This is a genomic window from Streptomyces physcomitrii, assembly GCF_012273655.1.
Classification (GTDB): Bacteria; Actinomycetota; Actinomycetes; order Streptomycetales; family Streptomycetaceae; genus Streptomyces; species Streptomyces physcomitrii.
Map to the genome: position 1 here is coordinate 153,622 of NZ_JAAWWP010000003.1, position 14,848 is coordinate 168,469.

A 14,848-nucleotide genomic window follows, 5' to 3' on the forward strand; every position below is an offset into this window, starting at 1 on the left:
TTCAGGCCTCCGTGGGGGTCCCGGCGGCGACCGGGGAGCGGCTCAGCCCGGGCGGGCTCTGGCGGGCCGCCGGGTAGTGGCGGGCGAGGAACTCGACGACGATCTCGACCTGCCGGAGGATGTCGTCGACCTGCTGGGGGCCGGGGTTCACGCCGTGGCCCTCCAGGGCGCTGTTGCCGGTCTTGAGGTGCAGCGGGGCGGCGGCGCGGACGAAGTCGGGGGCCTCGTAGGTGCGGATGAAGCCGCCGGACTTCTTCGGGTTGTCGACGTGGCAGTCGAGCGGGATCCGCACCGACTGCCGCAGCGCGGAGATCATCGGCAGGGTCAGGTCGCGCACCGGGTTGAAGCTGTCGGCGCCGAGCATCTCCAGCATCTGGGCGGCGGCCGGATTGCCCTGCCCGCAGTGCGCGGAGACCTTCAGGTGCAGGTCGGCGGGGAGGTGCCCGGCGGTGCGCAGCCGGCCGAGGGCCCACAGCAGCCCTTCGTCGTAGACGACGAAGCCGCGCACCCCGAGGTCGACGCCGCGCTTGACGTCCTCCACGGCGCGGACGATCTGCTCCTGGCCGCGCAGCCGGTAGCTGATGCGCGAGCCCTCGGGGGTCTGCACGCCCGCCCCGATGTCGTATCCGGCGCGGGGGCCGACGGACATCAGGATCTCGGCGCCGAAGTCCTTGCCGAGGGCCACGTACTCGCCGATCTCGCGGGCGGTGTGCCGGTACATGCCGCGGGTCTCGGTGATGCGGTTGATGGTGAAGCCCCGGCGGCGGCTCTCGGCGAGCAGGGTGGCCGCGGCCTGCACGGAGTTGACGGTGGGCACCTCGATGCGGAAGTGGCAGCCGTCGGGGAAGGTGCGGCCCGAGTCGGGGGCGTCGAGCAGGTCGCCGGCCGGCAGGCCGAGACGGGCCAGCTGCGCCCTGGTCTCCTCGTAGAAGGCGGTCGTGATCACCTGGTCACCTCGAATCCGAGTTGCTCGGCGGTGCGGCGGACGATGTCCTCCGCGAGGCGGATCGAGGTGTCGTGGTCGGGGTGGACGACCTGCACCTCGCCGAAGTTGCCGAGGTTGCCCCGGCAGGGGGCGAGGACCTCTCCCTCGGGGAAGCGGACGGTGAAGGAGTGCAGGTGCGGGCCGTACTCGGCGGCGGCCCAGGTGGTGTCCGGCGCCCGTGCGGGACGCGGTACGGCGTCGGCGGCGCCGAACCAGCGGACGGTGGCGTACCTCGCGAAACTGCTGGGCGGGCGGTCCACGGGCTCGTCCAGGTGGATGCGGACCAGGAGTTCGAAGATGTCGCCGCCGCCCGCGAGCTGGAAGAGGTTGGGCAGGCAGGAGCCCATCAGGCGCGGATTGCACTCGATGAGCCGGGGCGTGCCGTCCGCACCGAGCATCACCTCGACGTGGAAGATGCCGAGCCCCAGGCCGAGCGCGCCGACGACCGCCTCGGCGAACTCCATCACCCGGTCGTGGTCGGCCGCGTCCAGGGCGGCCGGGATGGTGGTGCCGGTCTCCAGGGCCTCGTGCCGGTGCCAGGTGGAGCGCTCGCTGACGGCGAGGCGCAGGAACCTCCCGGCGGACAGCCCGATCTCGGCGGAGACGAAGCGCCCTTGGAGGTACTCCTCGACGAGGATGCCCGCGGCGTAGGCGGGCCGGTCCGCGGCACCGGCGAGGACGGCGCGCAGCTCGGCCTCGTCGGCCAGGACGTGGGCGCCCTCGCTGCCGGAGCCGCGGGCCGGTTTGACCACGACCGGGTAGCCGTGGCGGGCGGCGAAGGCGGCGGCCTCCTCGGCGCCGGGGACCACGGCGTGGGCGGTGGTGTCGAGTCCGGCGGCGGCGAGGACGCGGCGGCAGCGGTCCTTCTGCTTGGCGTCCTCGGCGGCCCGGGCGCGGGTGAAGGGCACCCCCAGCTCCTCGGCGATCCGGGCCACCGGCACCACGAGCGCGTCGACGGTGGCGACGAAGCCGTCCACGGGGTGTGCGGCGTGCACCGCGCGCACCCGGGTGCGCAGGGCGTCGAGGTCGGTGGCGTCCTCCAGGACGTGCACGGCGTCCACGAACCTGCCGTACGGGGTGGCGTCGAAGTCGATGTTCTGCGACTTCTCCATGCGCAGCGAGCGGATCAGGGTGACCCGGTGGCCGAGCCGGGCGGCGGCCTCGAAGGCGGGGGCGTTGCCTGCCTTCCAGGTCACGAACACCACGTGCTTGCGGGCCTGCCCGGGCTTCGCGGGGTTCTCGGCCGCGGTCATCGGGTCCTCCTGGCGAAGCGCTGGCCGATCCGGACGTAGCCGGGAGTGCTGGTCCCCGGTGCCGGGATGAAGGAGATGGAGCCCGCGAGGACGTTGCGCTCGGACATCGAGCTGAAGCCGCCCGCGCCGGAGAGCACGAGGCTGCCCTCGTCCAGCGGGCGCCAGGTGCCGTCGGGGGCGCGCTCGGCGTACTCGTACCGCAGGTGCTCCTCGCCCGGCAGGACGTGCAGGCGGTAGCCGTCGGAGGCGTAGACGCCGGGGCAGTCGCCGAGGGCCATCTCGAAGGGGCGGCCGGTGCGGATGAGCCCCTCTCCGGTCACCTCGCGCAGCAGGTCCTCGTAGAGCCCGAAGGCCGGGTAGGCGTTGGCGAGCAGCAGCAGGAAGCTGCGCTCCTCGGGGAAGATCTGGACGAAGTTGTGGTGGCCGCTGCCGTTGGAGTTGAAGCCGAAGGCGGAGGGGCCGAACATCAGCCAGCCGAGGCCCCAGGCGTGCATGAAGTGGTGGCCGGGGACCGGGATCTGCGGGGTACGCATCTCGGCGGCGAGCGCGGCGGAGAGCAGGCGCTCGCCGCTCGGGGCGAGGCCGTCGTCCAGCGCGAGGCGCGCGATGCGGGACAGCTCCTCCAGGGTGAGGCAGACGGAGAAGGAGCCGGCGGCGTCGTCGGCGACGGTCTGCCGGGGCGGGTCGTGCGGCCGGTAGCTCTTGGTCGGCTCGTGCCACAGGTAGCCGGTGGAGACCGCGTCGCCGTAGTGGCCGTTCTCCGCGAGGGTCTCGGGGACGGCGGCGATGCCGAGCGGCAGGAGCAGCAGCTCGTTGAGGGCGCGGCGCCAGGGCATGCCGAGCAGCTTCTCGATGATCCCGGCGACGATGGAGGTGCCGACGGCCGAGTACGCGAAGACCTCGCCGGGAGAGAAGAGCTGTCCGTACTCGCCGAGGGTGGCCAGGTAGCCGTCCAGGTCGGGCAGGTCGGTGTCGTGCCAGACCTCGTAGCTGTCGTCGACGCCGCTGGTGTGCGAGAGCAGCTGGCGCAGGGTGACTCGGACCCGCTCGCCGCCGCGGCGCACGAAGGCCCCGGGGAGGATGCCGTCGAGGGGTTCGTCCAGGCCGAGAAGGCCGCGGTCCACCAGGCGCAGCGCGACGAAGGCCAGCATCGGCTTGGTGATGCAGGTGATCCGCTGCCGGGTGCCCGGCCCGTAGGGCGTGCCCGCCGCCGTGTCGGCGATGCCGTGGTACGTGAACTCCACCTCGCCGTCGAGCAGGACGGCGACCCCGGCTCCGGGCACGCCGTGGGCGCGGGCCGACTCCCGCAGGGTCGCGGCGACCGCGGCCGCCCGGCCGGGACCGCCGGCGGTGCCGCTCGCGGCGGGGGTCTCGGCGCGCTTGCGGCGCAGCAGCTCCGCCTGGGCGGCGAGGGTGCGGTGGGCGTAGATCTCGGCGACCCGCACCGGGCGCCCGGCGGTGTCGCCCAGCCTGGCGGCCAGCAGGTTGGCGAGCAGCGAGTGGCCGCCCACGGAGAAGAAGTCCAGCTCGGCGGAGAGCTGCGGCAGGCCGAGCAACTCCGTCCAGGCGGCGGCGACTTCGCGCTCCTCGGGGCCGGAGCCGGTGAGCGCGGCGCTGCCGTCGGGGGCGGTGGCGCCGGTGCCGCCCCAGTCGACCGGGCGGGCGGCCAGCGCCTTGCGGTCGACCTTGCCGTTGGGCAGCAGGGGCAGGCTCTCCAGGCAGAGGATCCGGGCGGGCTGCATGTAGTGCGGCAGCTTCGCCCGCAGGTGGGCGGCGACCTCCTCGGTGGGGCACGCCTGCGCGCCGGAGCCGATCCAGCAGACCAGCCGGGTGCCGTCGGCGGCGGGGACGGCCAGTGCCGCCACCTCGCGCAGGCCGACCGCCTCGCGCAGCACGGACTCGATCTCGCCCAGCTCGATCCGGAAGCCGCGGACCTTGACCTGGTTGTCCCGGCGGCCGAGGAAGCGCAGTTCGCCGTCCTCGGTCCAGCGCGCCAGGTCCCCGGTGCGGTAGAGGCGGCAGTCGGGCCCGCCGGGCTCCGGCCGCGCGGGGGCGGGCAGGAAGGCGGCGGCGGTGCGCACCGGGTCGCCGAAGTAGCCGTCTGCCACCCCGTCGCCGCCGAGGTGGAGTTCACCGACCGCGCCGAGGGGCACCGGCCGCCCCCGCTCGTCGAGCAGATGGGCCCGGGTGTTGTGCACCGGCACCCCGATGGTGACCGGGCCGGTCGTGGGCCCGGTGAAGCACTTCCAGGTGGAGTAGGTGGTGTCCTCCGAGGGGCCGTAGAGGTTGTAGAGGCGCTCGGCCGAGGTCCGCGCGAAGGCCTCCTGCACCAGTTCCCGGGGCAGCGGCTCCCCGGCGACGTTCAGGACCCGTACGGACGCGGGGACCGCCTCGCGCCGCAGCAGCACGTTCAGCGCGCTGGGCACGGTGTTGACGAGGGTGGGCGCGAGGCCCGGGTCCTCGGTGAGGGCGAGGACGTTCTCGACGACGACCACGCAGCCGCCGCGGGTCAGCGGCGCCCACAGCTCGAAGACCGAGAGGTCGAAGTTGAGTGAGGTGGAGAAGAGGACGCGGGCGAGATCCCCGGCCGGGTAGGTGTCCTCGGCCCAGGCGAGCAGGGCGACCACGTTGCGGTGGCTGATCACCACGCCCTTGGGCAGGCCGGTGGAGCCCGAGGTGTGGATGAGGTGGGTGGTGTCCGCCGGGGCGACGTCCACCCGTGGGGCGCTCGCCTCCTCGGCGGCGGCCTTCTCCCCCAGCTCGCCCGCGGGCAGGCCCGGCACGCCGGTCTCCGCGAGCCACTCGGGCGAGCGCTCCCCCTCGTGCACCACCAGCGACATCCCCGCGGTGGCGGCGACCGCCCGCAGCCGCTCGGCGGGATAGGCCGGATCCAGCGGTACGTAGGCGCAGCCCGCCTTGTGCACGGCCAGCAGCAGGGCGACGGTGCGGTGGCTGCGCTCCAGGCTGACGCCGATCCGGGCGCCGGGGGCGATCCCGCGGGCGGCGAGCGCGCGGGCCAGGCGGTTGGCCTGCTCGTCGAGCTCCCGGTAGCTCCAGACGGTGCCGCCGCAGGAGACGGCGGGCGCCGCGGGGGTGCGCGCGGCCTGCGCCTCGACGAGTCCGTGCACGGTGGCGGCGGTGTCGTAGGGGTGGGCGGTGTCGTTGAGCCCGGTCAGCAGGCGGTGGCTTTCCGCGGCGGAGAGCACGTCGAGGTCACCCGTCGCGGCGCCGGGGCGGGCGACGGCCCCGGTCAGCAGCACGCCCAGGTTCACCGCCATCCGGGCGACCAGCGCCTCGGACAGGAGCGCGGCGTCGTGGTGCAGGACCAGCGCGGTGGCCGCCCCCTCGGTGACGATCTCCAGGAGGAGGTCGTAGCCGGCGGGCAGCGGGACGCCCGGGCGGCGCAGATGGCTCCCGGCGCGCAGCCCGGCGCCGAGCGCGGCCGGCTCCCCGGTCCGCGGGTCCTGCGCCGCGCGCTGCCGGGCGAGTGCGGCGGCGGCCACCGGCAGCGGGACCCGGTCGTCGGGCGCCGGTGGCACCGCGTACTCGGCGGGCGGGGTGCCGGGCCGGGCGTCCGGGGCCGGATCGGCGCTGCGCCCGAGGGTCGGGTGCTGTCCGCTGTAGCGGTGCAGGAGGTGGGCGAAGGCCGCGTGCGCCAGGTCGTCCGCGCGGGCTCCGGCCTCTTCGGCGCAGCGGCGGATCTCCCCGGGGTGCCGCTCGGACCAGGTGTGCCGGCTCGGCTCCGGGGTCGTGCCGCGCGGCTCCCGCAGCGGGAGCTGCACGGCCACGGCGGAGGATGCGGCGGATGGGTCGCCCACGATCGTGTTCCCCTCGTTTCCTGTTCTTCCCCGCCGTCCCGTCCGCGGGCGCGGAGCGGAGTCGGCGGTGGTGAGGCGTTTCTCGGTGTGCCGCAGGCGTGTGTGCGGCGGCTCGGCGCACGGCCGGACCGGGCAGGGCTCCTCGCCGCGGCGGCGGGCAGGTGGTGCTCTCCCCCGCGGTCCGCGGGTCGGCTGCGGCGGGGCGGGTCAGACGGCGGCGGGTTCGGTGGCGGCCTTTCCGGGGTCGGCGGTGCGCTCGGCCCACCGCACGAGGAGCGGCATCGCGGCACCCACCAGGGCGAAGCCCACCGCCATGACCACCCAGCCGGCCACCCCGTGCTCGACGGCGAGCCAGGTGAGCAGGGCGGGGGCGAGCATCTTGCCCATGTCCGCGCCCATGGCGTAGGTGCCCTGGTACTGGCCCTGGGCGTGCTCGGGGGCGAGTCCGAAGGCCATGCCCCAGCTGCCCGCGGACTGCCGGATCTCGCCGAGGACGTGCGCGAGGGCCCCGGCGAAGAGCAGCAGGCCCGCCGTCAGGGCCGAACGGCCGCCGCTGGCGGCGAAGACCAGGCAGGCCGCGGCGAGGCAGAGCGCGCCCGAGCGGGAGGCGCGCGCGGCGGCCCGCGGTTGGTCGGTGCCGCGGGCCGCCCGCACCTGGAGCAGCACCACCGCGACGGTGTTGGTCAGCAGGATGCCCGCGATCATCCAGCGCGGGGCGTGGGTGCGGTGCAGCACCCACAGCGGCAGGACGACGTCGAGCAGCAGGTTGTGCATGGACAGGAGCCCGTCCAGGACGACGAAGGCCAGGTAGGGCCGGTCGCGGAGCACGATCAGGGCGGGACCCGGCCGGGCGGGCTGCGGGGCGACCGCTGGCAGCAGCAGCGAGAGCAGACCGGTGACCAGGTAGGTGGCGGCGTTGAAGACGACGGCCGCGCGGTAGAGGGTCTCGGAGTCGGCGGCGAGCAGCAGTCCGGCGAGGCCCGCGCCCACCGAGACGCTGACATTGCTGGTGGCGCGCAGAAAGGCCCGGACCGCCACCCGGTCCTCGGGCGGGATGAGCCCGGCGACCATGGCCATCCGCGCGCTGCGGCTGGCGCTGTAGGCGACGGCCTGTACGCAGACGACGGCCACATACGGGCCGAAGCCCTCGACCGCGAGCAGGGCGGCGGTCAGCGGGCCGAGCGCGAGGAAGGACCAGATTTGCAGGACCCGCGGGCCGAGCCGGTCGGCCAGGTGCCCGGTCGGGGTGCTGACCGCGAGCGCCACGGCCGCGGCCGCCCCCATGCTGATGCCGAACCGGCCGGGCGTCAGGTCGAGGACGGTGGTCGCGTAGATGGCGTTGAGCGCCATCCACAGGCCCTGGCCCATGGTGTGGACGAGGGTGATGCCGGTCAGGGTGCGCGCCGGACCGGTCGGCGGGAGGAAGCGGCTCAGCATGTCCCGGCCGCGCGTCGCCGCGGAGCGCTCCGTTCCCGGTGCGTGCGCACCTCTGGACATGTACATGTCAGTAGACCCGACACGTTCCCCCACCTCTCGTTCAGCGCCATTGCCAACCAAGAACGGGCAAAACCCCCGTACCGAGACGAAAAGTACCCGCCCCGTGCAGGCCCATAGAAGCGGCGGATGAGACACGGTGTCCAGAAAAATATTCTGTGACCCCGGTCACAGCAGAGGAACTTCCTCATCCCCGCCGCCCTCTCGCGGAAAATCCAGCGGGATATATCGCCGATATCCCGCCTACTGGGAGGTAGAGAACGGCTCCGGGCGCAGAGTTTCGGCCACCGGAGACCCGACCCCTGCGCACCCCGTACGGGGTATCGCCACCCCCCTACCGGGGCAAAGGTCGCACCGGGCACGGCACCCGGCACCGCCGCGCTACGCGCGTAGCCGCACTCGGGGCGAAGTCATTGTCATGTCCGCAACATCTCGCTAGTGTGCGGGACTTCAGCCCTCGCTCCCGACTCCCGTGTGGTGCGAGGGCGTTCCTGTACCCCCACAGATCAGGAGCACCGATGCCCCGCCCCGCCACCTCCGGCCGCCGACTGCGCACCCTGGTCCTGGCCGGTATCACCGTCACCGCGCTCGCCACCACCGGACTGCCGGCCGGCGCCGCCGTGCTCGACGGTACGGCCCCCCACACCCGTACCCAGTCCGCGCAGGACACCTCACTCAACTCGGCCTTCGCCAAGGCCGCCGAGCGCTTCGGCGTACCGCGCGACCTGCTCGCCGCGGTCGGCTACGGCGAGACGCACCTCGACGGCCACCAGGGCAAGCCGAGCCAGGCCAACGGCTACGGCGTGATGCACCTGGTGAGCAACCCCGGCCACCGCACCCTGCACGAGGCCGCCGAACTGACCGGGCTCAGCACCGCGGAACTGCGCCGGGACAGCGAGGCGAACATCCTCGGCGCCGCGGCCGTGCTGCGCTCCTACGCCGACAAGGCGGGCCTGAGCGCCGCCGAGCGCGGCGACCTGGACGCCTGGTACCCGGCCGTCGCCCGCTACAGCGGCAGCAAGGGCGCCACCGCCGCCCTGTACGCGGACACCGTCTACGACTTCCTCGCCAAGGGCCTGCTCGCCCGGACCGGCGGCGAGGAGGTCACCGTCGTCGGGCGCTCGGTGCACCCGGACAAGGGCGGCCTCTCGGCCGAGGACGTCACCGCGCAGAGCCCGGACTACCCGCCCGCGCTCTGGGTGCCCGCCTCCACCAGCAACTACGCCGCCGGGCGCAGCGCCGCCATCGACACGGTGGTCATCCATGTGACACAGGGCTCGTACGCGGGCACGGTCAGCTGGTTCCAGAACCCTGAGGCGCAGGTCAGCGCGCACTACGTGGTCCGCTCCTCGGACGGCGAGATCACCCAGATGGTGCGCGACGGCGACACCGCCTGGCACGCCAGGGACGCCAACAGCCACGCGCTCGGCATCGAGCACGAGGGCTTCGTCGACGACCCGAGCTGGTTCACGGACGCCATGTACCGCTCCTCGGCGGCACTCACCAAGCACCTCTGCGACACGCACGGCATCCCGAAGGACCGGGCGCACATCCTCGGCCACGTCGAGGTGCCGGGCAACGACCACACCGACCCGGGCCCGCACTGGAACTGGGACTACTACATGCAGCTGGTCGGCGGCACCGGCGTCGGCGACGAGCTGAGCTTCCCCTCGTACACCACCCAGCAGGACGGGGCGAGCGGCGCTCAGGTCAAGGCCGTGCAGAAGCTCCTGAAGGCGCAGGACTTCGACGCGGGCGAGGTCGACGGGAAGTTCGGTCCGACCACCGTGAGCGCGGTGAAGGCCTTCCAGAAGTCCCGGGGCCTGACCGCGGACGGCGTCGTCGGCGCGAAGACCTGGACGGCGCTGCTCTCGGCCGGGACGAAGCCCACGCTGAAGAACGGCTCCTCGGGCGAGGACGTGAAGCGGCTCCAGCGGGCGCTGACCGCGGCGCTGGGCTCCACGGTGAAGGTGGACGGCTCCTTCGGCGCCACCACCGAGACCGCGGTGCGCTCCTTCCAGAAGGCGCGCGGGCTGAGCGTGGACGGCATCGCGGGCGCGGCCACCTGGACCGCCCTCCAGTCGGGCAGCTGACCACCGGCGCGCCACTCCCCGCACCTCCTCTCCCACGGGGCCGCCCTTCGCGGGCGGCCCCGTGGCCGTACCCCGCCCTGTCCGGACGAGGGCCTTTCCGTACGTCCCGGTTCCGGCGGCCCCGTAGCCGTACCCCGGGTCCCCTCACTTCTCGGCAAGGGCACCCCGCAACGGGTACCCGGTCGGCCGCGGGGGCGCGAGGGGCGCCCATAGTGCTTACCCGTTCGGCCTAGGCACCGGCGGTCCCAGGATCGCCAGGTCCTCCCGCGAGAGATAGCTCACCGGATACCTTCGGCCGTGCCGGGTACCTCACCGGCAGAGCCGTCTGCATCCGTCGGGAGCGCAGGCCGTCCATGTGGTGGGATCCGCCCGCAAGAAGCTGTGCGAACGGCTTACCGGGCAGTAGCGTCGCCGCCACGGCAGTGTGCAGTGTTCCTAACGGGCAGGTTGAAGGGAATTCGGACATGTTCCGCAAGGTGCTGGTAGCCAACCGCGGGGAGATCGCCATCCGGGCGTTCCGCGCGGGATACGAGCTGGGGGCGCGGACCGTCGCGGTCTTCCCGCACGAGGACCGCAATTCGCTGCACCGCCTCAAGGCCGACGAGGCCTACGAGATCGGCTCGCCGGGCCACCCGGTGCGGGCGTACCTCTCGGTGGAGGAGATCGTGCGCGCGGCCCGCGAGGCCGGCGCGGACGCGGTCTACCCGGGGTACGGCTTCCTGTCCGAGAACCCGGACCTCGCGCGGGCCTGCGAGGAGGCGGGCATCACCTTCGTCGGGCCCAGCGCGGACATCCTGGAGCTGACCGGCAACAAGGCCCGCGCGGTGGCCGCGGCCCGGGCCGCGGGCGTGCCGGTCCTCGGCTCCTCGGAGCCCTCCACCGACGTCGACGAACTGGTCGCCGCCGCCGAGCAGTTGGGCTTCCCCGTCTTCGTGAAGGCGGTCGCGGGCGGCGGCGGTCGCGGCATGCGGCGCGTCGAGGACGCCTCGGTGCTGCGCGAGTCCATCGAGGCGGCGGCGCGCGAGGCGGAGTCCGCCTTCGGCGACCCGACGGTCTTCCTGGAGAAGGCCGTCGTGGAGCCCCGGCACATCGAGGTGCAGATCCTCGCGGACGGCGAGGGCAATGTCATCCACCTCTTCGAGCGCGACTGCTCGCTCCAGCGCCGCCACCAGAAGGTCATCGAGCTGGCGCCCGCGCCGAACCTCCCTCCCGAGCTGCGGGAGCGGATCTGCGGCGACGCGGTGCGCTTCGCCCGCGAGATCGGCTACCGCAACGCGGGCACCGTGGAGTTCCTCCTCGACCGCGAGGGCAACCACGTCTTCATCGAGATGAACCCGCGCATCCAGGTCGAGCACACGGTGACCGAGGAGGTCACCGACGTCGACCTGGTCCAGTCCCAGCTGCGCATCGCGGGCGGCGAGACCCTTGCCGACCTCGGCCTCTCCCAGGACACCGTCTATCTGCGCGGCGCCGCCCTGCAGTGCCGGATCACCACCGAGGACCCGGCCAACGGCTTCCGGCCGGACACCGGCATGATCAGCGCCTACCGCTCCCCCGGCGGCTCGGGCATCCGCCTCGACGGCGGCACCGCCCACGCCGGTACGGAGATCAGCGCCCACTTCGACTCCATGCTGGTGAAGCTGAGCTGCCGGGGACGCGACTTCGCGACCGCGGTCGGCCGGGCCCGCCGGGCGGTGGCCGAGTTCCGCATCCGCGGTGTCTCCACCAACATCCCCTTCCTGCAGGCGGTCCTCGACGACCCGGACTTCCAGGCCGGGAACATCACCACCTCCTTCATCGAGCAGCGGCCGCACCTGCTGACCGCGCGGCACTCCGCGGACCGCGGCACCAAGCTGCTCACCTACCTCGCCGACGTCACCGTCAACAAGCCGCACGGCGAGCGCCCCCAGCTGATCGACCCGGTCGGCAAGCTGCCGCGCCTGGACGGCGCCCAGCCGCCCGCCGGTTCCAAGCAGAAGCTGGTCGAGCTGGGCCCGGAGGGCTTCGCGCGCTGGCTGCGCGAGTCGCCCACCCTCGGCGTCACCGACACCACCTTCCGCGACGCCCACCAGTCGCTGCTCGCCACCCGGGTCCGCAGCAAGGACCTGCTCGCCGTCGCGCCCGTGGTGGCGCGGACCCTGCCGGAGCTGCTCTCCCTGGAGTGCTGGGGCGGGGCCACCTACGACGTGGCGCTGCGCTTCCTCGCCGAGGACCCCTGGGAGCGGCTGGCCCAGCTGCGCGAGGCGGCCCCCAACATCTGCCTCCAGATGCTGCTGCGCGGCCGCAACACCGTGGGGTACACGCCGTATCCGACCGAGGTGACGCACGCCTTCGTCGAGGAGGCCACCGCCACCGGCATCGACATCTTCCGCATCTTCGACGCCCTCAACGACGTGGACCAGATGCGCCCCGCCATCGAGGCGGTACGCGAGACCGGCAGCGCGGTCGCCGAGGTCGCGCTCTGCTACACCTCCAACCTCCTCGACCCGGGCGAGCAGCTCTACACCCTCGACTACTACCTGCGCCTCGCCGAGCAGATCGTGGCGGCGGGCGCGCATGTCCTCGCCATCAAGGACATGGCCGGACTGCTGCGCGCCCCGGCCGCCGCGAAGCTGGTGACCGCGCTGCGCCGGGAGTTCGACCTGCCGGTGCACCTGCACACCCACGACACCGCGGGCGGCCAGCTCGCCACCTATCTCGCGGCGATCCAGGCCGGGGCGGACGCGGTCGACGGGGCCGTGGCCTCGATGGCCGGCACCACCTCGCAGCCCTCGCTCTCCGCCCTGGTGGCCGCCACCGACCACACCGACCGGCCCACCGGCCTCGACCTCGGGGCGGTCGGCGACCTGGAGCCGTACTGGGAGAGCGTGCGCAAGATCTACGCCCCCTTCGAGGCGGGCCTCGCCTCCCCGACCGGGCGGGTGTACCACCACGAGATCCCCGGCGGTCAGCTCTCCAACCTGCGCACCCAGGCCATCGCGCTCGGCCTCGGCGACCGCTTCGAGGACATCGAGGCGATGTACGCGGCCGCCGACCGGATCCTCGGCCACCTGGTGAAGGTCACCCCCTCCTCGAAGGTGGTCGGCGACCTCGCCCTGCACCTGGTCGGCGCCGGGGTCGCCCCGGAGGACTTCGAGGCGGAGCCGCACACCTTCGACATCCCCGACTCGGTCATCGGCTTCCTCCGCGGCGAGCTGGGCGTGCCGCCCGGCGGCTGGCCGGAGCCCTTCCGCAGCAAGGCACTTGAGGGCCGTGCCGAGCCGAAGCCCACCCAGGAGCTGTCCGCCGAGGACCGCGAGGGCCTCGCCAAGAACCGGCAGGCCACGCTGAACCGGCTCCTGTTCCCCGGCCCGACCAAGGAGTTCGACGCCCACCGCCAGGCCTACGGCGACACCAGCATCCTGGAGAGCAAGGACTTCTTCTACGGACTGCGCCCGCGCCAGGAGTACACCGTGGACCTGGAGCCCGGGGTACGGCTGCTCATCGAGCTGGAGGCGATCGGCGAGGCCGACGAGCGCGGCTACCGCACGGTGATGTCCACGCTGAACGGCCAGTTGCGCCCGATCAGCGTGCGGGACCGCTCGGTCGCCTCCGACCTGCCCGCCGCGGAGAAGGCGGACAAGTCGAACGCGAACCATGTGGCCGCGCCCTTCGCCGGAGTGGTGACGCTGGTCGCCAAGGAGGGCGACCAGGTGGAGGCCGGGGCCACGGTCGCCACCATCGAGGCGATGAAGATGGAGGCCACCATCACCGCCCAGAAGTCCGGCACCGTCTCCCGGCTCGCCATCAACGCCATCCAGCAGGTGGAGGGCGGCGATCTGCTGGTCGAGCTGAGCTGAGGCGGTCCTCGGTGGCTCCGGCCGGGTCGACCGACCGGGGGTGACTCCGGCCGGGTCGACCGCCCGGGCCGGGGCCACCGAGGCCGGCGAGACCCGCCGCCGCCACGGCGGCCTCCCCGGCCCCGCCGAGACGGCGGGCTTCCCCGGCCCCTAGGCGCGCGGAGTGGGCGAGGTGAGATCGCCCCGTCCGGTCTCCCCCTCGGGGCTGTCCCCGCCCGGGGCCCCGGACTCCCCGACGGACTCAGGCCGCCCCACGGGGTCAGGCTCCCCCGCGGGATCGGGCTTCCCCACAGATTCGGGCTCTCCCGCAGACCCGGGCTCCCCCACGGACTCGGGCTCCGCGGACGGCTTGCCGCGGCGGGTCATCGCCACTCCGGCCAGGACGACGGCCATGCCGGCGAAGATGCGCAGGCTCAGGTCCTCGCCCAGCACCAGGGCGCCGAGCAGTACGGAGACCACGGGCAGCAGGTAGCCCACGGTGGCGGCGTCGGTGGCGCCCTCGTCCGCGATGATCCGGTAGGTCAGGTGGAAGGTGACCCCGGTGGCGAGGACACCGAGCACGATGACCGCGAGCAGGGGCTTCACCCCGGGGTCGAAGTGGCCGAGGCTGAGGAACTCCGAGCCCGGCGAGCCGGAGCCGCTGAAGGGCAGCAGCAGCGCGGTCCACCCGGTGGCCGCGAGCAACTGGGCGGTGGAGAGCGAGAGGGTGGCGTAGCCCTTGCCCACCAGGTGCCGGTGCATGTAGTTGAAGGCGATCGCGTAGCTGGCCCCGGCGCCGAGGATGGCCAGCGCACCCCAGCTGGTGGCGCCGTCGGCACCCCAGGGCGCGAAGATCAGCACCGTACCGGCGAAGCCGAGCAGCAGGCCCGCGAGGCGGATGGGGCGCAGTCCGCGTTCGGTGCCCAGGGTGAGGCCGAGCAGCAGGGACCAGAGCGGGGTGGTGGCGTTCAGGACCCCGGCGAGCCCGGAGTCGACGCTCTGCTGGCCGAGGCTGAAGAGGGTGAACGGCAGCGCGTTGCAGAAGAAGGCGGCGACGCAGACATGCCGCCAGACCCCGGCCCCGCGCGGCAGCCGGACCCGGCTCCACAGGCAGTACAGCGCCAGGGTGAGCGCGCCGAAGACGCAGCGGATGAAGGCGACCTGCACCGGGCCGAGGCCGTCCAGGGCCAGATCGATCCACAGGTACGTCGACCCCCACAGCAGCGCGAGGACGGCGATCCGTACCCCCGCCTGGGTCGTCCGCAGGGTCCCGCTCCCGGCCATGGGGCCTCCTCCTGGCGATGTGTACGCGGGCATCGCGCCCGGTGGGCCCGGTGCCGTGCCTCAAGAGAACGGTGCCCGCATCGACTCGACAGCACAAGCGAAA

The 14,848-nt window shown here is 73.6% G+C and carries 7 protein-coding genes; 2 read left to right on the forward strand and 5 right to left on the reverse strand.

Features of this window, described 5'->3' with window-relative positions; all coding sequences use genetic code 11:
- Position 1 precedes the first annotated feature (1 nt).
- From HFV08_RS06560 to HFV08_RS06575, 4 genes are all read right to left on the reverse strand, one after another.
- Positions 2-946, reverse strand: a complete 945-nt coding sequence (locus tag HFV08_RS06560) for a peptidase (protein WP_246341555.1) — start codon at positions 944-946, stop codon at positions 2-4.
- Positions 943-2,238: an ATP-grasp domain-containing protein gene (locus HFV08_RS06565; protein WP_168536764.1), complete on the reverse strand. Its 1,296-nt coding sequence runs from the start codon at positions 2,236-2,238 to the stop codon at positions 943-945. The genes HFV08_RS06560 and HFV08_RS06565 overlap by 4 nt, the downstream gene beginning before the upstream one ends.
- Positions 2,235-6,056 (reverse strand): amino acid adenylation domain-containing protein, encoded by a 3,822-nt coding sequence (locus tag HFV08_RS06570; protein WP_168536766.1) that lies wholly within the window; start codon positions 6,054-6,056, stop codon positions 2,235-2,237. Before HFV08_RS06570 ends, HFV08_RS06565 begins: the two co-directional genes overlap by 4 nt.
- 207 nt (positions 6,057-6,263) lie before the next feature.
- Positions 6,264-7,553 carry an MFS transporter gene (locus tag HFV08_RS06575; RefSeq protein ID WP_246341556.1) on the reverse strand — a complete coding sequence of 430 codons (1,290 nt, stop codon included), beginning with the start codon at positions 7,551-7,553 and terminating at the stop codon, positions 6,264-6,266.
- A 515-nt stretch (positions 7,554-8,068) separates the two neighbouring features.
- Between HFV08_RS06575 and HFV08_RS06580 the strand changes: the two genes are divergently transcribed.
- A complete protein-coding gene (locus tag HFV08_RS06580; RefSeq protein ID WP_168536768.1) occupies positions 8,069-9,643 on the forward strand; it encodes a peptidoglycan-binding protein in 1,575 nt (524 codons plus the stop codon).
- A gap of 464 nt (positions 9,644-10,107) precedes the next feature.
- A complete protein-coding gene (locus HFV08_RS06585) occupies positions 10,108-13,482 on the forward strand; it encodes a pyruvate carboxylase (protein WP_168536770.1) in 3,375 nt (1,124 codons plus the stop codon).
- A 150-nt stretch (positions 13,483-13,632) separates the two neighbouring features.
- Here the strand turns inward: HFV08_RS06585 and HFV08_RS06590 are convergent, their stop codons facing one another.
- The gene (locus HFV08_RS06590) at positions 13,633-14,745 is read right to left on the reverse strand and encodes an EamA family transporter (protein WP_168536772.1); all 1,113 of its coding nucleotides are present in this window, start codon (positions 14,743-14,745) and stop codon (positions 13,633-13,635) included.
- Between the last annotated feature and the right edge of the window lie 103 nt (positions 14,746-14,848).

What these genes read in the sequence shown, in the direction of transcription:
- HFV08_RS06565 (WP_168536764.1), bottom strand. Translation starts at nt 2,238, where the DNA reads ATGACCGCGGCCGAGAACCCCGCGAAGCCCGGGCAGGCCCGCAAGCAC.
- HFV08_RS06575 (WP_246341556.1), bottom strand. Translation starts at nt 7,553, where the DNA reads ATGTCCAGAGGTGCGCACGCACCGGGAACGGAGCGCTCCGCGGCGACG.
- HFV08_RS06580 (WP_168536768.1), top strand. Translation starts at nt 8,069, where the DNA reads ATGCCCCGCCCCGCCACCTCCGGCCGCCGACTGCGCACCCTGGTCCTG.
- HFV08_RS06585 (WP_168536770.1), top strand. Translation starts at nt 10,108, where the DNA reads ATGTTCCGCAAGGTGCTGGTAGCCAACCGCGGGGAGATCGCCATCCGG.
- HFV08_RS06590 (WP_168536772.1), bottom strand. Translation starts at nt 14,745, where the DNA reads ATGGCCGGGAGCGGGACCCTGCGGACGACCCAGGCGGGGGTACGGATC.